Origin of the sequence: Mycolicibacterium vaccae NBRC 14118 = CIP 105934 (assembly GCF_001552715.1) — a bacterium.
GTDB lineage: Bacteria > Actinomycetota > Actinomycetes > Mycobacteriales > Mycobacteriaceae > Mycobacterium > Mycobacterium vaccae.
Genome location: NZ_BCRS01000114.1, coordinates 1 through 20,540 on the forward strand (window position 1 = coordinate 1; position 20,540 = coordinate 20,540).

Sequence of the window (20,540 nt, forward strand, 5' to 3'; positions counted from 1 at the left end):
CGAGGAACGCCCCGGCGCCCGCGGCGAGGTAGTCGCGGCGGCGCCGTGGCCACAGCAGTGCGCCGAGTCCCGCGAGGGCGAGCCAGCCGAGGCTGTGCTCGCCGAAGTGCGACATGCCGCGGGCCACCGGCAGCACGCCGGGCCGCTCTGCCAGCGCGCGCTGAACGGCCACCAGCACGGCGTCTTCGCCGCGCGGAGCGTCAGGCATCACCGGATCCGTTGCTGACCTCCCGGTCGCTGCGCTGTCCCGCCGGAAGCAGCACGTCCTCCCACCTCTGCGTGCTGGTCAGCGTCGGGAGGGCGGCCCGGTAGGTCTTGCGCAGCCGGTTGAACTTGCGGGCCAGCAGCGCCTGCCGCTTCAGCGATTCCCGCAGCAGGTCGAACATCTTTTCCCGGTCCCGCTGCCGGTAGACCACGCCGCGGCCGTCGGCGGTGGTCACGGTGACACCGTCGACCCTGCACAGCGAGAACCAGCGGGCGTCCTGGGTCGCGACGTTGACCTGCGGCCGGCGATGGTGCTCGGGGTCGTGCGGCCTGAGCTGATGGGCGATGCCCCGGCCCAGCCGCAGGGAGATCGACACCGGGTTGGTGGGGATCTCGACCTTCCTGCGCCACTTCTTGTCCGACGGCGCAGGCAGCGCAGTCGCGCTCGGCAGCACCACCGCGTCGGGATAGTCCTGACGCATCCTGCGCACCTCGGGCAGCGCCGACTCCAGGATCGAGAAGATGTGCTCGGGCCCGGCGAGGAAGTCGTCCATCGCCTTGTTCTGGATCGCCACCGTCGAATACTCGAGACAGAGAAGGTGTTTCAGCGTCGCCTTCAGGTGGCTGGCGATCAGCCCGCGGATGTTGCCGTCCCAGTGCAGGGCCGCCACCACCAGCCGGTTGCGCAGGTGGAAGTAGGCCTGCCAGTCGATCGCGTCGTCCTTGTCGCTCCAGGCCATGTGCCAGATCGCGGCACCGGGAAGGGTCACGGTCGGGTAGCCGTGCTCACCGGCGCGCAGGCCGTAGTCCGCGTCGTCCCACTTGATGAACAGCGGCAGCGGCTGGCCCAGCTCCTCGGCCACCTGCCGCGGGATCATGCACATCCACCAGCCGTTGTAGTCGACGTCGACGCGCCGGTGCAGCATCCGGCTGCGCTCCTGGTCCTCGTCGGCCAGCGGGTACTTGGCGAAGTTGTGGTCGTACTCGGTGTTGATCGCGTTGGTCCACATGAAGTTCGCGGAGTCGACCATCTCGCCCATGACGTGCAGGTGGCTCGGCTCCTGCAGGTTGAGCATCTGCCCGCCCACCAGGGTCGGGACCTTCGCGAAGCGGCTCATCGCCAGCGCCCGCAGGATCGAGTCCGGTTCGATGCGGATGTCGTCGTCCATGAACAGGATCTGCTCACAGTCGGTGTTCTTCAGCGCCTCGTACATCACCCGGCTGTAGCCGCCGGAGCCACCCAGGTTGGGCTGGTTGTGCAAGGACAGCCGGTTGCCGAGCGCGGCGGCGGCAGCCTCGAAGCCCGGGTGGTCCTTGGCCTTGCTGGTGCCCTGGTCGGTCACGATGACCGCGCCGATCACCTCGTCGACCTTCGGATCGGACGTCAGCGCGGCCAGCGCGTTGACGCAGTCCGAGGGCCGGTTGAACGTCGGGATCCCGACCGCGACGTTGGCCCGCCCCGGTGCGGGGATCGGCGCGTACCAGCCCGCGTGGTGCAGCGTGGACTTGGCGTTGGTGGTGATGTCGAACCAGATCCAGCCACCGTCTTCGAACGGGGTGAGCTCGATCTCGAACTCCACCACGGCGGGCGGGCCGTCCTCGGGGCCGACCACCGGGGCGCCCCCGACGGTGATCCGGGCGCCGGTCGCCTTGGACCGGTAGACGTCGACGCGGGCGCTGCCGGTCAGCTCCACCCGCAGCACCACCGACTCCAGCACCGACCAGCGCCGCCAGTAGCTGGCCGGGAACGCGTTGAAATACGTGGCGAACGACACCTCGGACTCCGCGCCGATCTCCAGCGTGGTGCGGGTCGGGGCGTGCGCGCGCCTGGCGTTGGTCTCGGATTCCTCTATATAGAGTTTGCGGACGTCAAGCGGTTCGCCCGGCCGCGGCAGGATCACCCGGGCCAGCGGGCTGACCGCGCGTGACTGCTCGGACTCGAGCGCACCCGACGGGGTCTCAGTCATGCTCCACTGCTTTCTGTCTCGGGATCGCCCAGCGGCACGCCGTCGCGCAGGTGGGGCGCGAGGACGTTGTCGTAGATGTTCAGCGCGCTGGCGATCGCCATGTGCATATCCAGGTATTGGTAGGTGCCGAGGCGTCCGCCGAACAGAACCTTCGACGACGCCGTCTCCGCCTTGGCCCGGGCCCGGTAGGCGGCGAGCACCGTGCGGTCGGCCTCGGTGTTGATCGGATAGTAGGGCTCGTCGTCGTTTTCGGCGAACCGCGAGTACTCCCGCATGATCACGGTCTTGTCCGTCGGGTAGGACCGCTCCGGGTGGAAGTGCCGGAACTCGTGGATGCGGGTGAACGGCACGTCGGGATCGTTGTAGTTCATCACCGGTGTGCCCTGGTAGTCGCCGCAGTCGGTGAGCACCTCGAGTTCGAAGTCCAGGGTGCGCCAGCCGAGCCGGCCCTCGGAGTAGTCGAAGTACCTGTCCAGCGGGCCCGTGTAGACCACCGGGGCGTCCGGGGACGCAGCGCGGAGTTCATCGCGGACGTCGAACCAGTCGGTGTCCAGCCGCACCTCGATGCGGTCGTCGGCGGCCATGTTCTCCAGCCACCTGGTGTAACCGTCGACGGGCAGGCCCTCGTAGGTGTCGTTGAAGTAGCGGTTGTCGAATGTGTAGCGCACCGGGAGCCGGGTGATGTTGCTCGCAGGCAGCTGCTTGGGATCGGTCTGCCACTGCTTGGCGGTGTAGTGCTTGACGAACGCCTCGTACAGCGGGCGCCCGATCAGCGAGATGGCCTTCTCTTCGAGGTTCTGCGCATCTGCGGTGTCGATCTCGCTGGCCTGCTCGGCGATCAGCGCCCTGGCCTCGTCCGGGGAGAAGTACCGCCCGAAGAACTGGCTGACCAGGCCGAGTCCCATCGGGAACTGGTAGGCCTGCCCGTTGTGCAGCGCGAACACCCGGTGTTGGTAGCCGGTGAACTCGGTGAACTGCCGCACGTAGTCCCACACCCGCTTGTTACTGGTGTGGAACAGGTGCGCGCCGTACTTGTGCACCTCGATGCCGGTCTCGGGCTCGGCCTCGGAGTAGGCGTTGCCGCCGAGGTGTGACCGGCGTTCGATCACGAGGACACGCTTGCCCAACTGAGTCGCCGCCCGTTCGGCGACGGTGAGACCAAAGAAGCCGGAACCGACGACAAACAGGTCGTAACCGTCGGCCTGCGGGCGCACTGCGGCCCGGGGATCAGGAGAGATCATCGGCAGCAAGGGTATCCGACGGGCGCTGTCGGACCCGAAACGACCGAGCTGCGCAGGTCGCAATTCGCTCACGATTCAATCTCGTCACTCTAGACACACCAGTCACGTCAGTAACATCGACCGCGTACGCCAGTACGTATTCGAGCTTTATCCGTATTTGAGGAGACTTCCGTGCCGAACCGACGTCGCCGCCGGCTCTCGACAGCCTTGAGCACAGTCGCCGCTCTGGCCGTCGCGAGTCCAGTTGCAGTTGTTGCCGTTACCGAATTGTCCACCCAAGCCGGGCGCGACGGCGCGCCCGAACACCGCGAGTTCGTCCAGGCCGCGTCCATCGCCGACCTGCCGGGCGAGTTGATTTCCGCGCTCTCCCAGGGCCTGTCCCAGTTCGGCATCAACCTCCCGCCGATGCCGACGAGCCTGCTCACCGGAACCGGGGCCTCACCTGTGGCCACGCTGTCCCCGGGCCTGGGCGTGCCCGGCCTGGCTTCGCCGGGACTGATCAGCCCGGGGCTCACCGCTCCGTCGCTGACCGACCCCGGCCTGGCCAACCCGGCCCTGACCGATCCCTCGCTGACCAGCCCCGCCGGTCTGACCACCCCAGGTCTGACCACGCCGGGTCTGACCACGCCGGGCCTGACCGCACCCGGTCTGACCGATCCCGCGCTGGCCTCGCCCGGGCTGACCACGCCGTCGTTGACCGACCCAGGCCTGGGACTGACCACGCCGGGCCTGTCGACGCCGCCGGCGCTGACCGATCCGGCGCTGGGCGCACTGCCCATCTCCACCTCAGGCCTGCCCGCCACCGGCGAGGTGCCGATCTCGGCGCCGATCGGTCTGGATCCGGCGCTCGGCACCTATCCGATCCTGGGTGACCCGTCGCTGGCGGTGACCCAGCCGGTGGCCTCGACCAGCGGTGGCCTGCTCGGCGACCTGACCAGCGCGGCCAACTCGCTGGGTGCCGGCGAGGCGATCGACCTGCTCAAGGGCGTGCTGATGCCGGCCATCATGTCGGCGGTCAAGCCGCCGGTCGCCCCGCCTGCCGCACCGGTCGCCCAGGCCGGCGCGGACGCCGCAGAGGCCGCCGCGGCACCTCTCGGGGCCGCCGAGGCCGCGATCGAACCGGGCGCGTAGCACCCGCCCACCGCACAGTCCTGCCACGGAACGGCACCGCAGAAGCGCGACACGCTCTGCGGTGCCGTTGCGTGCGCGTGTCGTAACACGTGCAACATGCGGCGCATACGTAACATCAGTCCGTGCTGTATCGGCGTCCCGCACCTTCGATACTGGTCTCCGCGCTCGCGGCGACAGTGTTGCTGTTGCCGTGGGCGATCTCAGGGATCCCCGACAGTGACGACGCCCCGGCGATGCCCGCACCGCAGATGGCTCAGCAGCCGCTGACCGATCTCGGGGGCGGCGAGACGATCCGCGAACTGCACCAGGACACCCCGTTCTCGATGGTCGCGCTGACCTCACAGGACCTCACCGGAACGTCGGCGCGGGTGCGCGCCAAGAAGGACGACGGCTCGTGGGGCCCGTGGTACGAGGCCGAACCCCTCGAAGGCGTCGGCGCCGACGAACCCAGCCCGGTGCACGGAACCGACCCGGTCTTCGTCGGGCGCACCACCGCCGTCCAGATCGCGGTGCGCCGCCCCGCGGACGCGCCGACCACCGGCGCCGCCGCGCCCGCCGCCGAACCCGACGGCCCCGAACTCGGCTACATCCCCGCCAACGTCGAGCAACCACTGCCGCAGAACATCACCGCGGTGCTCATCAGCCCGCCGGAGGCGCCGCCGGATCTGGTGCCGATGCCGAACGCGGCCACGCCCGCCGGTCAGCCGCCACGCATCATCAACCGTGCGGAGTGGGGCGCCGACGAGGGTATGCGGTGCGGCGAACCGCGCTACGACACCAGAATCCGCGCCGGCGTCGTGCACCACACCGCGGGCAGCAACGAATACACGCCGCACGACTCGGCCGGCATCGTCAGATCGATCTACGAGTACCACACCCGGACGCTGGGCTGGTGCGACATCGCCTACAACGCGATGGTCGACAAGTACGGCCAGGTCTTCGAGGGTCGCGCAGGCGGAATGACCCGCCCCGTCGAAGGGGCCCACACCGGTGGCTTCAACCACAACACCTGGGGTGTGGCCATGCTCGGCAACTTCGACACCGTCCCGCCGACCCCGATCCAATTGCGCCACACCGCACGGCTTCTGGGCTGGGTACTGGGCCAGTCCGGAGTCGACCCGCTCGGCACCGTTGTGCTGCCGTCCGAGGGCGGCTCGTTCACCACGTTCCCGTTCGGCGCGTCACCGACGCTGCCGACGATCTTCACCCACCGCGACGTCGGTAACACCGAGTGTCCCGGCAACGCCGCCTACGCGCTGATGGGCCAGATCCGCGACATCGCCGCCCGGTTCAACGACCCACCGGGGCCTGAGCAGCTCGCCGAGACCCTGCGCGGCGGAGCGATCTTCGCGAAGTGGGAGTCGCTGGGCGGCGTGGACAGCTTCCTCGGCAGGCCCACCTCCCCCGAAGCCTCCGGAGAGGGCGCGACCCGCTATGTGACGTTCGAGCGGGGCGCGATGTACTGGTCCCCGGACAGCGGTGCCGAGCCGGTCACCGGCGAGCTCTACAAGGCCTGGGGCTCACTGGGATTCGAACGGGGCGCGCTGGGCCTGCCGACCAGTGCCGAGATCCCGGAACCGCTGTGGATCGTGCAGAACTTCCAGCACGGCACGCTGAACTTCGACCGGGAGAAAGGCACCGTCACCCGCGTGATCGACGGTGTTCCGGTCGAATTACCGCCTACCACCGCAGATTCGGAGCCCGTCCAACTGGAACGGTTCACCCCGCCGATCAACCCGGCCTAGCCCTCGGGCGGCGCACCGAGCCGCGCGCTCAGCTGGGACCGCGAGCGAATGCCCAGCTTCCGGTACACCCGGGTGAGGTTGGTCTCCACCGTCTTGACGCTGACGTACAGCGCCTCGGCGACCTCTTTGTTGGCCATCCCGGACGCGACGAGCTCGGCGATCCGCTGCTCGGAATCGGTCAGCGCGGCGCCACCGGAGCGGTCGGCGACATTGATGCGCGCCAGCTCCTTTCGTGCCCGGTCGGCCCACAGCGGCGACCCGAGCTGCTCGAACTGCGCCAGTGCCGCGCGCACGGTCCGGGCGGCGGCGTCGCGGCGGCGCAGTCTGCGCTGGATGTCACCCATCACCAGCCGGGTGCGGGCCTGCTCGAACGGCATGGCCAGCCGGTCGTGCTGGGCCAGCGCCCGCTCGACCGCCGCCAGCGCCCCTTCGAGGTCCCCGTTCGCGGCTGAATACAAGGCCCGGCAACGGTTTCCGACAGCCAGCTGCCACGCCCGGCCCAACCGGGCCCCGTTGCTCTCGAACGCCTCGATGATCGGTTCGGCCTCGCCGTGCCGGCCCAGCCCGATCAGCGCCTCCACCGCGTCGGGAACGAACCAGCACCACATCAGTTCCATCCCGAAGGCCGGCCGATGCAAGGACAACAGCGGCTGCAGGGCCTCGACCGCGCGGGCGTGCTCGCCGCAAGCCACGTCCAGAAGCGCCAGCGCCGCACGTGCCCACCTGGTGGGTGGCCCCTGGCCGGCACCGAGTTCGAGTGCGCGGTGGGCCAGTTCCCGCGCCTGCAGGTCCCGGCCCCGGTACGCGGCGACCGCGGCCGACACGCCCGTCGCGATGACCACCGCACCGCCCGCCTGCCTGGCCCGCTCCAGCAGTTCGGTGGCGTGCCGGTCGGCCTCGTCGTAGCGGCCGCGCCAGATCGCCACCTGGGCGAGCAACCCGGTCACCGCCCGCACGTCGTGCTCGGCGCCCCGTTGCAGGCAGCGCTCGGCGATGTCGGAGAACTGCTGCTCGGCATCCTCCAGTCGACCGGCGACGACGAGCGTGATCGCACGGACCGCGCTGGCGCGGTACGGAATCGGCACGTCCTCATCGACCGGCTCCAGCTCGATCGCCCGGCGCAGGGCATCCTCGTCGACCCCGCGCCCGGCCTGACAGTTCACCCACACCGACATCGCCAATGCCTGGCTGATCAACGACGGCACCCCTGTCCGCTCGGCGATCTCGACGGACCGGGCGACCGCGGCGCGCTGGTCGGCGAACGCGCCGGTCATCCCCTGGGCAAACGCCAGCATCAACAGCGACGACACGTGCACGGCATCGTGGCCGACGACGTTCACGCAGGCCTGCTCCAGCAGGGTGACCGCCCCGGCGTAGTCGTCGTCGAAGATCAGCACGCCGGCACGCAGATTGAGGGCGAGCGCCCGCAGCACACCGGGCGTCAACTCATCGAGCACGCTGTCGATGAGGATGGCCGCCCGGGTCATGTCACCTGCGGCGTAGTGGTGTTCGGCCGCGCGGATCCGCCGTGACACCATGCCGCCGCCGAGCCGGATGGCCGATTCCATGAATTCGGCAGCGGCGGCGGGCGCCCCGCGGCTGCGGGCCGAATCGGCGGCCGCGTCCAGCGCCGCCAGCGTGGCGTGGTCGGCGACGGTGGCCGACATGGCCAGGTGTCGCGCGCGCAGTTCGGGCTGGGTGTTGAGCCCGGCCAGCCTGCGGTGGAACTCACGCCGCCGCGCCGGCGGTGCGCTGTCGTAGATTCCGCCGGCCAGCAGCGGGTGGGTGAACCGGACCCGGTTGCCCTCGATGACCACGACGCCCTCGACTTCGGCGGCCTCCAGGTGGCGGGTCGCCTGTTCGGCGGTCAGCCCGACAGTGGCTGCGACGCCATCCACTGTCGGCAGCGGCACTGAGGCGGCCGCCAGCAGCACGTCGCGCACGTCGTCGTCGAGTCCACCGACCCGTAGCCGGACCAGCTCGGCCAGGGTGGACGGGAGCCGCACCCCGGGCCGGGACGGGTCGCCGTCGGTCGCCCGCGCCAGTTCGAGCGCGTAAAGCGGATTGCCCCCGGACATCTCGGCGATCCGCACGATCGCCGGGCGGGAGAACCTGCGGCCGGTCCGTGCGGCGAGCATGCTGTGCAACGCGCCAAGGCTCATCGGGTCGACCTGCACCCGGGTCAGCCCGCCGGTGCCGACCTGCAACCAGGACGCGGCCCGCTCGCCGGTCGACGGACCGGTCCGCTCGGTCACGACGACACCGACGGGTCCCTTCAGCCGGCGCGCCACGAAGGCGAGGACCATGCGGCTCGACGTGTCGAGCCACTGCACGTCGTCGACCGCGATCAACACCGGGGTCTGCGCGCACAAGGCCTGTATGACGGCCAGTAGCGCTGCGGCGGTGACTCTTTCGTCGGTGGGTCGGCCGGCGCCGGGGGCGCGCTGCAGGACACGGTCGGCAGCCAGGCGCTGGATGTCGGGCAATGCCGCGACGAGGTCCGGATCGACCGCACCGAGCAGATCCGCGGTCGCTGCGTGGGCCAATCCGGTCTCGCCCGCGGCGGTGTGGGAGGTCAGCACCGTGAAGCCGGCCCGGGTGGCGCGGTCGGCCACGCCGGCCAGCAACGTCGTCTTGCCGATGCCCGCCTCGCCCTCGATCAGCAGGCCGGCCGGCTGCTGACGGGCCCTCGCGAGGAACCCGTCGACCGCGGTCGCCGTCGCCGACGTCGCCGACGTCAATGCCGGCGCCACGGTCCGTACCCACCCCCCACACCCGACATCATGCCAGGAGCAAACGGGAAGGCAGGCGGCCCAGCGATCTTTTCCTGCACGTTCCCGGCGGCTGCGGCTCTACAGCCACCACCGTTCGAGCACCTGCGCAACACCGTCCTCGGCGTTGGTGGCGGTCACCTCATCGGCGGCCGCGACCGCGTCGGGGTGCGCATTTCCCATCGCGACCCCGAGCCCGGCCCACCCGAGCATGGGCACGTCGTTGGGCATGTCACCGAAGGTGACCACGTCGGCGGCTTCGACGCCGAGGGGACGCGCCAGCTCCGCGATGCCGGTGGCCTTGCTGATGCCCAGCGGCACGATCTCGATGAGCCCGTTGTTGGTGGAGTAGGTGATGTCACCCTGGACCCCGATGTGCGGGGCCAGCGCGGCCGCCATGTCGGCGCTGCGCGCCCCGGCCTTGCGGATCAACAGCTTGACCGCCGGGGCGCTCAGCAGATCCTCCACCGACACCTCGGTGTTGTCCGGGTTCAGCCAGGCGTGCTCGTAGCCGGGCGAGCTGACGAACTGCGGGGTGGCGGCGTCGTGGGCGCTGTTGCCCACCCGTTCCACCGCCAGCCCGGACCCCGGGATGACCCGGGTGGCGATCTCGGCGAGCTGGCGAAGCGCATCGGTGGACAGCGTTCGCGCCGAGATGATGCGGTCGGTGGCCGGGTCGTAGATCACCGCACCGTTGGCGCACACGGCCATCGGCGCGAAACCCAGCTGGTCCACGATCGGTTGCACCCATCGCGGCGGCCGCCCCGTGGCGAGCACGAACTGCGCGCCGGCGTCCACCACGGCGCGCACCACCGAGCGGGTCCGCGGGCTCAGGTTCTCGTCGTTGTCGATCAGCGTGCCGTCCACGTCGGTGGCGATCAGTAAGGGCTTCACCGGTTCTCGCTCCGTCTACGCGCACGCTCGGCCAATTCGTTCTCCTCCACACGTCGGGCTTGCTCTGGCGTCGGCGCCCCGCCACCCAGGCGGTGGGGCACCCAGAACGCGCCGCGGGGGCGCGGGTAGCCGTCCTGCGCGTCGTGCAGCAGAACGGTCATCCGCGACCTCAGCTCCTGGTTCAGTTCGACGGCCTCACCCTCGGGCCCGATCGTCGAACCGACGGTGACGGTGACCGGGATCTTGTTGCGCCCCAACGCTCTCGGATGATCCTTGGTCCACAGCCGGTGGGCGCCCCAGACGATCAGCGGCACGATCGGCACCCGAGCCTCCCGCGCCATGCGCACCGCACCCGACTTGAACTCCTTGAGCTCGAAACTGCGGCTGATGGTGGCCTCGGGGTACACGCCGACGATCTCGCCGCCGCGCAACGCCTGCACGGCTGCGGCGTAGGCGTCCGCACCCGCGCGACGGTCCACCGGGATGGTCTTCGTGTGCCGGATCAGGTACGCGATGAACCTGACATCCTGCATCTCGGCCTTGATCATGAAGCGCATCCGGCGCCGGCGTCGGGTGGCCGCCAGCGCGGCCGGGAGCCAGTCCAGGTACCCGGTGTGGTTGATGGCCACCACGGCGCCACCGATGGCCGGCAGATGCTCGACCCCGCGGAAGGTGATCTGCGTGCCGGTAGCCCTGACCGCCACCTGGGCCGTCAGCTCCAGCGCGCGGAAGACCGGTTCCATCGGGCTACCCCGGCGCCTCGGCGGGTCCGGTGTCCAGTCCGGGCGTCCCGCGCTTGGCGGCCTTGGCGGCGGCTTCCTCGGCGTCCATCCGGTTGGCCTCGGCCAGAGTCGGCGCCGCGCCGCCGAGACGGTGCGGCACCCAGAACTCGCCCGCCGGATGCGGACCGTAGGCGTCCTGCACCTGCTCGAGCATGTGCTGCATCCGCGAATGCAGCACCGTGGTCAGCTCCGCGGCAGGCAGGGTGGGCTCGATGGGCTTGCCGACCGCAATGGAGATCGGCACTTTCGGGCGCCACAGGTTCTTCGGCTGGCCCTTGGTCCAGATCCGCTGGGCGCCCCACACGATGTGCGGCACGATCGGCACCCCGGCCGCGATCGCCATCCGCGCGGCACCCGACTTGAAAGCCTTGATCTCGAAGCTTCGGCTGATGGTCGCCTCGGGGTAGACGCCGACGAACTCGCCTTCGCGTAGCTTGCGGCAGGCCTCCTCGAACGACGCGGCGCCGTTGTCGCGGTCCACCTCGATGTGGCGCAGGCTGCGCATGATCGGGCCGGTCACCTTGTGGTCGAAGACTTCCTTCTTCGCCATGAACCGCACCTTGCGCCCCAGGTGCTGCTGGTAGGTCGGCAGCCCCGCGAAGGTGAAGTCGAGGTAGCCGGTGTGGTTGATCGCGATCACCGCGCCCCCGGTCCTGGGGAGGTTCTCGACGCCGGTCACGGTGAATTTCAGCCCCTGGACCCGCCAGGCGAGGCGCGCGAGCTGGATGACAGTGCCGTATACCGGTTCCACAGCCGACAGCGTAGTGCGCTGGGGAACCCGCGACACAGAAGGACATCGGGATCGCGAGTGCCTCCGCCGGAGCGCAGCAGGCGCCCGCCGTCGTTGCCGGCATCGCCGCGGGGCGACCGGGGACAGTCGGGGGCGCTGCCCGATGCGCACGGGGTCGCCCCCGACCCGGAACATCGCCCACCACCGGGCTCGCGGGAACGACGAGCCCCTCGGCCCCCGCTAAGCTTCGTGGTGGACGACAAGCGCCCGTTCCGGGCGCAGAAGGGGTATCTGTGCAGGTCACGAGCGTCGGGCACGCCGGCTTCCGTATCGACACCAACGCCGGGAGCATCCTGTGCGATCCGTGGGTGAACCCCGCGTACTTCGCGTCGTGGTTCCCGTTCCCCGACAACAGCGAGCTGGACTGGGACGCCCTCGGCGACGTCGACTACCTCTACGTGTCGCACCTGCACAAGGACCACTTCGACCCGAAGAACCTGCGCGAGCACGTGAACAAGGACGCCGTCGTGCTGCTGCCGGATTTTCCGGTGCCCGACCTGCGCCGTGAGCTGGAGAACCTGGGCTTCCACCGGTTCTTCGAAACCACCGACTCGGTCAAGCACCGCGTCAGCGGACCCAAGGGCGATCTCGATGTGATGATCATCGCCCTGCGCGCCCCCGCCGACGGCCCGATCGGTGACTCCGGTCTCGTCGTCGACGACGGGCAGACCGTCGCGTTCAACATGAACGACGCCCGCCCGGTCGATCTCGACATGCTGCACGCCGACTTCGGCCAGATCGACGTGCACATGCTGCAGTACTCGGGGGCGATCTGGTACCCGATGGTCTACGACATGCCCGCACGCGCCAAAGAGGCGTTCGGCACCCAGAAGCGTCAGCGCCAGATGGACCGGTGCCGCCAGTACATCGCGCAGGTCGGCGCGACATGGGTGATCCCGTCGGCCGGGCCGCCGTGCTTCCTGGATCCCGAACTGCGCGACCTCAACGACGACCACGGGGATCCGGCCAACATCTTCCCCGACCAGGTGGTCTTCCTGGACCAGATGCGCAGCCACGGACACGACGGCGGCCTGCTGATGATCCCCGGATCGACCGCCGATTTCACCGGCTCACAACTGGATTCGCTGACCCACCCGATTCCCGAGGACGACGTGCTGTCGATCTTCACCACCGGTAAGGCCCAGTACATCGCCGACTATGCGGAGCGGATGGCGCCGGTGCTGGCCGCCGAGAAGGCCGCGTGGGCGCCGGCGGAGGGGGAACCCCTACTCGAGCCGCTGCGCGCGCTGTTCGAACCGATCATGCTGCAGTCCGACCAGATCTGCGACGGGATCGGCTATCCGGTCGAACTGCGTCTGGGCCCAGAAGTTGTCGTCATCGACTTCCCCAAACGCGCAGTGCGGGAAGCAATTCCCGACGAGAAGTTCCGTTACGGCTTCGGGATCGCCCCCGAGCTGGTGCGCACGGTGCTGCGCGACAACGAGCCCGACTGGGTCAACACCATCTTCCTGTCCACCCGGTTCACCGCGTGGCGGGTCGGCGGATACAACGAGTACCTCTACACGTTCTTCAAGTGCCTCACCGACGAACGGATCGCCTACGCCGACGGCTGGTTCGCCGAGGCACACGACGACAGCTCCTCGATCACGTTGGACGGCTGGGAGATTCAGCGACGCTGCCCGCACCTGAAGGCGGATCTGTCGAAGTTCGGCGTCGTCGAGGGCGAAACCCTGACATGCAACCTGCACGGCTGGCAGTGGAATCTGGCCAACGGCCGGTGCCTGACCACCAAGGGCCACGAACTGCGGTCGGCGAAGCTGTGACCGCCACCGACCGCTCCGCCCGGTTCTACGACGACGGCCGCATACAACTGGATCGCGAGGCGCTCACGTTGCGCCGCTACCACTTTCCGTCGGGCACATCGAAGATCATCCCGCTGCGCGACATCCGCGGATACCGCGCCGAGCCGCTCGGGGCGTTCACCCACCGGTTCCGGCTGTGGGGCACCTCGGATTTCCGGCGCTGGCTGCCGCTGGACCTGGACCGGTTACGGCGCTCCACGCTGGTGACCTTCGACGTCGACCACACCAGACTGGACCCGGCGTGCACGCCGGCACGCCCCGACGAGTTCATCGAGGTGCTCGACGAACTCCTGGACGGCCGTTAGTTTTTCGGCCTCAGCACGTCGGTGCCGAGGTAGGGCACCAGCGCTTCGGGGATGCGCACGCTGCCGTCGGACTGCTGGTGGTTCTCCAGGATGGCGACCAGCCAGCGGGTGGTGGCCAGCGTGCCGTTGAGCGTCGCCGCGGTCTGCGGCTTGCCGTTCTCGTCGCGGTAGCGCACGGACAGCCGCCTGGCCTGGAACGTCGTGCAGTTCGACGTCGAGGTGAGCTCGCGGTAGGTGTTCTGGGTGGGCACCCACGCCTCGCAGTCGTACTTGCGCGCCGCCGAGGAACCCAGATCGCCCGCGGCGATGTCGATCACCCGGTAGGGCACCTCGATCAGGCCGAGCATCTGCCGCTGCCAGCCGAGCAGCCGCTGGTGTTCGGCCTCGGCGTCCTCGGGACGGCAGTAGACGAAGCCTTCGACCTTGTCGAACTGGTGCACCCGGATGATGCCGCGGGTGTCCTTGCCGTAACTGCCGGCCTCCCTGCGGAAACACGACGACCAACCGGCGTAGCGCAGCGGCCCGCCCGACAGGTCGAGGATCTCGCCCGAGTGGTAGCCGGCCAGCGGCACCTCCGACGTGCCGACCAGGTACAGGTCGTCGGCCTCCACCCGGTAGACCTCGTCGGCGTGGGCGCCGAGGAAGCCGGTGCCGGCCATGATCTCGGGGCGCACCAGCACCGGCGGCACCATCAGGGTGAACCCGTTCTCGGTGGCGGTGCGCACCGCGAGCTGGAACAGACCCAGCTGCAGCAGCGCCCCGAACCCGGTCAGGAAGTAGAACCGCGAGCCCGACACCTTGGCTCCACGTTCCATGTCGATCAGCCCGAGCGCTTCGCCGAGCTCGAGGTGGTCCTTCGGGTCCGTGAGGGCCGGCGGTTCGCCGACGGTGTCCAGCACGACGAAGTCGTCCTCGCCGCCGGACGGCACCCCGTCGATGATGACGTTCGAGATCGCCATGTGGGCGGCGGTGTAGGCCTGCTCGGCCTCCGACTGTGCCGCTTCGACGGCCTTGACCTTCTCGGCGAGTTCCTTGGCCGCGGCCAGCAGCGCGGGACGTTCCTCCGGGGACGCCTTCCCGACGAGTCTGCTGGCCGCCTTCTGCTCGGCGCGCAGGTTGTCGGCCGCCGAGATCGCGGCCCGCCTCGCGACGTCGGCCTCGGCGAGCGCGTCGACGAGACCGGGATCCTCGCCCCTGGCCAGCTGTGAAGCGCGTACGGCGTCCGGGTTCTCTCGCAGCACCTTCAGGTCGATCACAGGCGCAACCCTACGGGGTCCGCCGACCCACTGGCACAACCACATAACGTTACAACTGCATCACTTGTCACAGCACCTGACACGCCTGTCACAATGGAGCGGATGTCAGACACACCCGGACCCTGGTGGAGGAGCCTGCAGGCCGCGTCGACCCGGCGCGCGCTGCTGTTGACCGCTCTCGGCGGCCTCCTGATCGCCGGTGTGATCACCGCCCTGCCCCAGACCGATCCGTCCGGTGGGCTGACCGCGAACTCGATCTCGCTGGGCCCCCGCGGAAACGACACCTTCGACCACGCCAAGAGCGGTGACTGCCTGAACTGGCCCGACCGCACCCCGGACGCCGCGGAGATCGTCGACTGTGCCGCCGACCACCGGTTCGAGGTCGCGGAGTCGGTGGACATGCGGACCTTCCCCGGCAGTGAGTACGGCCCCGACGCCGCGCCCCCGTCGGCCGCGCGCATCCAGCAGATCAGCCAGGAGCAGTGCTCGGCCGCCGTGAAGCGCTACCTCGGCCCCCGCTTCGACCCGAACTCCCGGTTCACCGTCAGCATGCTGTGGTCGGGTGACAAGGCGTGGCGGCAGTCCGGCGAGCGCCGGATGCTGTGCGGCCTGCAACTGCCCGGCCCGAACAACCAGCAGCTGCCGTTCCAGGGCCGGGTCGCCGAGATCGACCAGTCCAAGGTCTGGCCGGCGGGCACCTGTCTGGGCATCGACCCGACGACCAACCAGCCCACCGACATCCCGGTCGACTGCGCGGCACCGCACGCCATGGAGGTCACCGGCGCGGTCAACCTCGCCGCGAAGTTCCCGGACGCGCTTCCGGCAGAACCCGCGCAGGACACCTTCATCAAGGACGAGTGCACCAAGCTGACCGACGCCTACCTGGCGCCGATCAAGTTGCGTGACACCACGCTGACGCTGGTCTACAGCACGGTATCGCTGCCCAGCTGGGCCGCGGGCAGCCGTCAGGTGTCGTGCAGCATCGGCGCCACCCTCGGCAACGGGGGCTGGTCGACGCTGTTGAACAGCGCCAAGGGCCCGCTGATGATCAACGGCCAGCCGCCGGTCCCGCCGCCGGACATCCCCGAGGAACGCCTCAGCCTGCCCCCGATCCCGATGCCGGAGTCGTCCTCCGGCGGCTCGTCGGGGTCCTCGGGCTCGTCGGGCTCGTCGGGCTCGTCGAGTGGGTCGGGCTCGTCGAGTGGGTCGGGCTCGTCGAGTGGGTCAGGGTCGTCAGGCTCGTCGTCGGAGGACGACAGCCAGCACGGACCGCCGGCGGCCCCGGCGCCGCCCGAGGGGCAGGGCAACACGTTCCTCAACACCCCGCCGCCCGCACCGCCGGCCGACCAGTTACCGCCGGCACCCGCGCCGCCGGTCGACCAGTTGCCGCCGCCGCCCGCACCGCCGGTCGATCAGCCGCTGCCGCCCGCGCCGGTGCCGCCGGTGCCGGGTCCACCGGTCGTGGCGCCGCCTCCGCCGGGGGTGTAGCCCGATGACCGTGCGGATGAGCCCGCAACGGTTCGAGGAGCTGGTCGGCGACGCGCTGGATCTGATCCCGCCGCAACTGGCCGCGGCGATCGACAACGTGGTGGTCCTCGTGGCCGACCGCAACGAGGACGAACCCGATCTGCTCGGTCTCTATGAGGGCGTCGCGCTGACCGAGCGGGACTCCTGGTACGCCGCGGGATCCCTGCCGGACGCCATCACGATCTACCGTGAGGCACTGCTGGACATCTGCGACAGCGAGGCGGAGGTCGTCGACGAGGTGGCCATCACGGTGATCCACGAGATCGCGCACCACTTCGGCATCGACGACGACCGGTTGCACGAGCTCGGCTGGGCCTGACCCGTCCGCGAAACGGCCGCGCGGCAACCCGGATACGTCAGCGCCGGGTGCTATGAACGGCACATGACCAATCAGTGCCGCGCCTGCCGTCTGGGGCTGGAGCACTGCCACGGGGCGCTCATCCATCACGCCTTCCGCCGTGCCGAATGCACCGAGGACGACTGCTTCGTCGCCGACAGCCTCCACGACATCCAGCTGGACTGCACGACCGTCGGGTGCGTGTGCGACGTACCTGTCTCAGCCCATCGGGTCGGTTGACCCGGCCCGGTCGACGCCGCTCGAGACCGTCGCGTCGGGGCCGAACGGCGGGGTCAGCTTGCCCCACTGCACGCAGGTCCAGCGGCCGTCGGTGACCGGGGCCAGCACCACCGATTCGGTGTTGGCCAGGTGGTGATCGACCGCGAAGCCGCTGTCCACACCGGCCAGTACCGCTGAGACCAGCCTGATCGCCGCGCCGTGGCTGACCACGACGATGTCGCCGTGCCAGGCGGTGTCGTCGAGGTAGCGCATCCGTAACTGCTCGAGCACCGGCACGTACCGGTCGAGCACCTGTCGTGCGGTCTCGCCGCCGGGCAGCGCGAGATCGAACTCACCCTGGTGCCAGCGCCGGTAGACGGCGTTGAACTCGTCGTGGGCGGCCTCGTCCGTGCGGTCCTCCAAGTCGCCCACCTGAACCTCGTGCAGACCCTCGAACTCGTGCCTGTCGCGGGCCGTGGCGACCTCGGCGGTGATGTGGTCTGCCGTCTGGACCGCCCGGACCGCGATCGAGTGCGCGACCAGCGCCGGCGGACGGGTCAGCCCCCGCGCGAACGAGCGCGCCTGCTCCCGGCCGAGATCGGTCAGTTCGGCTCCCGGCGGCCTGGTGTCGAGCCTGCGCGCCACGTTGCTGTGCGTCTGGCCGTGCCGCACCAGTACCAGCCGGCCGCTCACGGGCGGCCCTCCCGCAGGCGCTCCAGCCACGCCGTCGCCTCGTCCATCGGCGGCGGCGGCGCACCGACCGCATCACCGGTGGGCCACGACCCCAGATACCGCACGTCGGCGCAGCGGCGGTGCAACGCCCGCAGCGCCTCGGCGACCGAGACGTCGTCGATGTGCCCGACGAAGTCGAGGTAGAACTTGTAGGTGCCCAGCTCGGTACGGGTCGGCCTGGACTCGATGTTGGTCAGGTCGATGTCGCGCATGGCGAGCTCGGTCATCGCCGAGACCAGCGCACCCGGGACATTGGCCAGCTGCAGCACCACCGAGGTCCGGTCGGCGCCCGTGCGCTTCGGAGTCGGGCCGGGGCGGCCTGCGAGCACGAAGCGGGTGCGCGCGTTCGGCTCGTCGACCACGTCGGCGGCCAGCGGCGCCAACCCGTAACGCTCGGTGGCCAGCGCGGTGCTCACCGCGGCGTCCGCCCGCCCGGCGGCCACGTCCTGCGCGGCCGCGGCATTCGAATTGGCAGGCACCAGTTCGGCTTTCGGCAGATGCTCGGCGAGCCAGTACTTGACCTGCGCGGCGGCCACCGGGTAGGCCGCGACGGTGCGCACATCGGCGGCGACCGAACCCGGACGGACCGCGATGGTGAACGACACGTCCAGGGTCAGTTCGGCGTAGATCTGCAGCGGGGTGCCGACGGCCAGGCTGTCCAGGGTCGGGATGACCGACCCGTCGATCGAGTTCTCGATGGGCACGCACGCGTAGTCCGCGTCGCCGGACCGCACCGCGGCCAGCGCGGCCGAGGTGCTGTCGGCGGCGATTCGGGTGACAGGTTCGGGCCGGGCGTCCGGCAGTGCCGAAGGGATCAGGCCGGCGGCTTCGATCGCGCGCAACGCCGCGTCCGTGAACGTCCCCTCCGGGCCGAGATATGCGATGCCGGGCACCGCACCACCCTATCCGCTCGGTCCGGTAATCCCGTTCCGCTGCGCGAAGGCCTTGCGCCGCCGAACAAGCCGTAGTTAAGTTAGCCTCACCTTACCAACGTCTGAGGAGGCGGCGATGACAGCACCGACAGCGACTTCGGCCCCCACCACCGCGGAGCGCATCCGCAGCGCGTGTGCGCGGGGCGGTGGTGCGATGCTCGCGGTCGAAGGCATCGACCCGACGGCCACTCCCGTGCACCACCTGCTCGACGACGGCTCGTTCGCGATCGCCGCGCCGGTCGACGGCCTGCTGGCCGCCGCGGTGGTCTCGGCGGGCAACGCGGGCATCCAGGCCGTGCTGGAGATGACCGACTACGCCCCGCTGCCGCTGCGCGAACCGGTGCGCTCCCTGGTGTGGATCCAGGGCAGGCTGCGCGACGTCCCGGTCGGCGAGGTATCCGCGCTGCTGGATCTGATCGCCGCAGAGGACCCCAATCCTGCACTGCTGCAGATCAATTCGGGCCAGTATGAGCAGACGGGCAGCACCCCGGAGGAGCCCCGCTACGCGCTGATGCGGTTGGAGATCGAATCGGTCGTGGTCGCCGACTCGACCGGTGCCGAGTCCGTCGCGGTCGGCGCACTGCTCGGCGCCCGGCCGGACCCGTTCTGCGCGATGGAGTCCAGCTGGTTGCAGCACATGGAGTCCGCGCACCGCGACGTGGTCGCCCGGCTCGCGTCCCGACTGCCCGCCTCCCTGCGCCGGGGCCGGGTGCGGCCGCTGGGCCTGGACCGCTACGGCGTGCAGCTGCGGGTGGAGAACCCCGAGGGCGACCACGACGTGCGGCTGCCGTTCGCCCGCCCCGTCGACGACGTGACCGGCCTCAGCCAGGCCATCCGGGTGCTGATGGGCTGCCCGTTCCTCAACGGCCTGCGTGCCCGCGGCGCCTGAACCCCGTCGGCGGCCCGGGCCGCTACCGTGTCTGCGGTGAACGCGACCGCCGATGAACCCACCGATGCGCAGCGCCGCGCGCTGCGCATCGAGATCGGCGTGGTGCTGGCGGTCACCTTCGCGCTGAGCGGCTACACCGCGCTGCTCAGCCTCATCGAGAGCGTGCTGCTCGGGCTCGCCGGCCAGACCGTCGCGCTCAATCCGATCCGCTCACCGTTCGACCTGATCGATCTCGGCCTGAACCTGGCCCGGCTCTTCCAGCTGTTGGCCTGGGGCGCGCTGGCGGTGTACCTGCTGTGGCGCGGCGGAGACGGGCCCGCCCGCATCGGCCTGGCCAGGATCCGCTGGCGCTCAGACCTTCTCGGCGGTGTCGGGCTGGCCGCGCTGATCGGTATCCCCGGCCTGGCGCTCTACCAGATCGCCCGGCTGCTGGACCTCAACGCCGCCGTCGAACCCGCCGGACTCAACGACACCTGGTGGCGTATCCCGCTGCTGCTTCTGCTGTCCTTCGGCAACGGCTGGGCCGAGGAGATCATCGTCGTCGGATACCTGCTGACCCGGTTGCGTCAGCTGCGGGTCAACCCGTGGTGGGCGCTGGCGATCTCCAGCCTGCTGCGCGGCGTGTACCACCTCTACCAGGGCTTCGGTGCCGGGCTGGGCAACCTCGCGATGGGCCTGGTGTTCGGCTACTTCTACCAGCGCACGGGTCGGCTGTGGCCCCTGATCGTCGCCCACACGTTGATCGACGCCGTCGCCTTCGTCGGCTATTCGCTGCTGTACGAACGCCTCGAGTGGCTGCTCTGACGGTGCGGGCTCACCGTCTGCGACGCTGACTGCGCGTACATTCTTGTCGTGACCGACAAGCGGCCGCCGTTTTCGGGGCCGGTGCCGCCGCAGCCCCCGCGCGGAACCCCCGGCCGTCGGGAACCCTCCCAGGTGATGCGGCGCGACCCGAATCGCCGGCCTGTGTGGCCGCCCAATCCGCCGACCCCGCC

19 protein-coding genes are annotated in these 20,540 nt (G+C 70.0%); 9 read left to right on the plus strand and 10 right to left on the minus strand.

Features of this window, described 5'->3' with window-relative positions; translation table 11 throughout:
• From MVA01S_RS20150 to glf, 3 genes are all read right to left on the minus strand, one after another.
• Window positions 1-208 (minus strand): MYXO-CTERM sorting domain-containing protein (locus MVA01S_RS20150; protein WP_255251712.1); only part of this gene is annotated, 208 nt, incomplete at its 3' end.
• The gene (locus MVA01S_RS20155; RefSeq protein WP_003931293.1) at window positions 201-2,171 is read right to left on the minus strand and encodes a glycosyltransferase; all 1,971 of its coding nucleotides are present in this window, start codon (window positions 2,169-2,171) and stop codon (window positions 201-203) included. The genes MVA01S_RS20150 and MVA01S_RS20155, both read right to left, overlap by 8 nt.
• Entirely contained in the window at window positions 2,168-3,412 is a 1,245-nt protein-coding gene (glf, locus tag MVA01S_RS20160) for a UDP-galactopyranose mutase (RefSeq protein WP_051015301.1), read from the minus strand. Before glf ends, MVA01S_RS20155 begins: the two co-directional genes overlap by 4 nt.
• A gap of 171 nt (window positions 3,413-3,583) precedes the next feature.
• On the opposite strand from glf, the gene MVA01S_RS20165 reads away from it, so the two are divergent.
• Together MVA01S_RS20165 and MVA01S_RS20170 are read left to right on the plus strand one after the other, a co-directional pair.
• Window positions 3,584-4,543: an exported repetitive protein Erp gene (locus MVA01S_RS20165; protein ID WP_040541698.1), complete on the plus strand. Its 960-nt coding sequence runs from the start codon at window positions 3,584-3,586 to the stop codon at window positions 4,541-4,543.
• A gap of 122 nt (window positions 4,544-4,665) precedes the next feature.
• A complete protein-coding gene (locus MVA01S_RS20170) occupies window positions 4,666-6,288 on the plus strand; it encodes an N-acetylmuramoyl-L-alanine amidase (protein ID WP_003931296.1) in 1,623 nt (540 codons plus the stop codon).
• On the opposite strand, the gene MVA01S_RS20175 is transcribed toward MVA01S_RS20170, so the two are convergent.
• From MVA01S_RS20175 to MVA01S_RS20190, 4 genes are all read right to left on the minus strand, one after another.
• A complete protein-coding gene (locus MVA01S_RS20175; protein WP_060941676.1) occupies window positions 6,285-9,041 on the minus strand; it encodes a helix-turn-helix transcriptional regulator in 2,757 nt (918 codons plus the stop codon). The genes MVA01S_RS20170 and MVA01S_RS20175 overlap by 4 nt on opposite strands.
• 99 nt (window positions 9,042-9,140) lie before the next feature.
• Window positions 9,141-9,953: a Cof-type HAD-IIB family hydrolase gene (locus tag MVA01S_RS20180; protein WP_003931298.1), complete on the minus strand. Its 813-nt coding sequence runs from the start codon at window positions 9,951-9,953 to the stop codon at window positions 9,141-9,143.
• Window positions 9,950-10,696: a lysophospholipid acyltransferase family protein gene (locus MVA01S_RS20185; protein ID WP_003931299.1), complete on the minus strand. Its 747-nt coding sequence runs from the start codon at window positions 10,694-10,696 to the stop codon at window positions 9,950-9,952. Before MVA01S_RS20185 ends, MVA01S_RS20180 begins: the two co-directional genes overlap by 4 nt.
• 4 nt (window positions 10,697-10,700) lie before the next feature.
• On the minus strand, window positions 10,701-11,486 hold the full coding sequence (locus tag MVA01S_RS20190; protein WP_003931300.1) for a lysophospholipid acyltransferase family protein: 786 nt from the start codon (window positions 11,484-11,486) through the stop codon (window positions 10,701-10,703).
• Between the two features lie 272 nt (window positions 11,487-11,758).
• Between MVA01S_RS20190 and MVA01S_RS20195 the strand changes: the two genes are divergently transcribed.
• Together MVA01S_RS20195 and MVA01S_RS20200 are read left to right on the plus strand one after the other, a co-directional pair.
• The gene (locus MVA01S_RS20195) at window positions 11,759-13,309 is read left to right on the plus strand and encodes an MBL fold metallo-hydrolase (RefSeq protein WP_003931301.1); all 1,551 of its coding nucleotides are present in this window, start codon (window positions 11,759-11,761) and stop codon (window positions 13,307-13,309) included.
• Window positions 13,306-13,653 (plus strand): hypothetical protein, encoded by a 348-nt coding sequence (locus MVA01S_RS20200; protein ID WP_003931302.1) that lies wholly within the window; start codon window positions 13,306-13,308, stop codon window positions 13,651-13,653. Before MVA01S_RS20195 ends, MVA01S_RS20200 begins: the two co-directional genes overlap by 4 nt.
• Here the strand turns inward: MVA01S_RS20200 and serS are convergent.
• Window positions 13,650-14,909: a serine--tRNA ligase gene (serS, locus tag MVA01S_RS20205; protein WP_003931303.1), complete on the minus strand. Its 1,260-nt coding sequence runs from the start codon at window positions 14,907-14,909 to the stop codon at window positions 13,650-13,652. The genes MVA01S_RS20200 and serS overlap by 4 nt on opposite strands.
• Before the next feature lie 93 nt (window positions 14,910-15,002).
• Here serS and MVA01S_RS20210 point away from each other — a divergent pair, with 93 nt between their 5' ends.
• The 3 genes from MVA01S_RS20210 (at window position 15,003) to MVA01S_RS31735 (ending at window position 17,013) form a co-directional block, all read left to right on the plus strand.
• A complete protein-coding gene (locus tag MVA01S_RS20210; RefSeq protein WP_040541700.1) occupies window positions 15,003-16,397 on the plus strand; it encodes a septum formation family protein in 1,395 nt (464 codons plus the stop codon).
• A gap of 4 nt (window positions 16,398-16,401) precedes the next feature.
• Window positions 16,402-16,755, plus strand: coding sequence for a metallopeptidase family protein (locus MVA01S_RS20215; RefSeq protein WP_003931305.1), 354 nt, complete (start codon window positions 16,402-16,404; stop codon window positions 16,753-16,755).
• Window positions 16,756-16,818: 63 nt separating this feature from the next.
• Window positions 16,819-17,013 carry a hypothetical protein gene (locus MVA01S_RS31735; RefSeq protein ID WP_003931306.1) on the plus strand — a complete coding sequence of 65 codons (195 nt, stop codon included), beginning with the start codon at window positions 16,819-16,821 and terminating at the stop codon, window positions 17,011-17,013.
• Here the strand turns inward: MVA01S_RS31735 and MVA01S_RS20225 are convergent.
• Both MVA01S_RS20225 and pheA read right to left on the minus strand, forming a co-directional pair.
• Window positions 16,993-17,685, minus strand: coding sequence for a histidine phosphatase family protein (locus MVA01S_RS20225; protein ID WP_003931307.1), 693 nt, complete (start codon window positions 17,683-17,685; stop codon window positions 16,993-16,995). The two genes, MVA01S_RS31735 and MVA01S_RS20225, sit on opposite strands and share 21 nt — an antisense overlap.
• Complete coding sequence (pheA, locus tag MVA01S_RS20230) at window positions 17,682-18,617, minus strand: prephenate dehydratase (RefSeq protein ID WP_003931308.1); 936 nt, start codon at window positions 18,615-18,617, stop codon at window positions 17,682-17,684. The genes MVA01S_RS20225 and pheA overlap by 4 nt, the downstream gene beginning before the upstream one ends.
• 115 nt (window positions 18,618-18,732) lie before the next feature.
• Between pheA and MVA01S_RS20235 the strand changes: the two genes are divergently transcribed.
• Together MVA01S_RS20235 and MVA01S_RS20240 are read left to right on the plus strand one after the other, a co-directional pair.
• On the plus strand, window positions 18,733-19,545 hold the full coding sequence (locus MVA01S_RS20235) for a DUF2470 domain-containing protein (protein ID WP_003931309.1): 813 nt from the start codon (window positions 18,733-18,735) through the stop codon (window positions 19,543-19,545).
• Window positions 19,546-19,581: 36 nt separating this feature from the next.
• Complete coding sequence (locus MVA01S_RS20240) at window positions 19,582-20,349, plus strand: CPBP family intramembrane glutamic endopeptidase (protein ID WP_003931310.1); 768 nt, start codon at window positions 19,582-19,584, stop codon at window positions 20,347-20,349.
• Window positions 20,350-20,540: the final 191 nt, after the last annotated feature.

Bases quoted from the DNA above. Each gene is read 5' to 3' on its own strand.
- MVA01S_RS20155 (WP_003931293.1), bottom strand. From the start codon at position 2,171: ATGACTGAGACCCCGTCGGGTGCGCTCGAGTCCGAGCAGTCACGCGCG.
- glf (WP_051015301.1), bottom strand. From the start codon at position 3,412: ATGATCTCTCCTGATCCCCGGGCCGCAGTGCGCCCGCAGGCCGACGGT.
- MVA01S_RS20185 (WP_003931299.1), bottom strand. From the start codon at position 10,696: ATGGAACCGGTCTTCCGCGCGCTGGAGCTGACGGCCCAGGTGGCGGTC.
- MVA01S_RS20210 (WP_040541700.1), top strand. From the start codon at position 15,003: ATGGAGCGGATGTCAGACACACCCGGACCCTGGTGGAGGAGCCTGCAG.
- MVA01S_RS20215 (WP_003931305.1), top strand. From the start codon at position 16,402: ATGACCGTGCGGATGAGCCCGCAACGGTTCGAGGAGCTGGTCGGCGAC.
- MVA01S_RS31735 (WP_003931306.1), top strand. From the start codon at position 16,819: ATGACCAATCAGTGCCGCGCCTGCCGTCTGGGGCTGGAGCACTGCCAC.
- MVA01S_RS20235 (WP_003931309.1), top strand. From the start codon at position 18,733: ATGACAGCACCGACAGCGACTTCGGCCCCCACCACCGCGGAGCGCATC.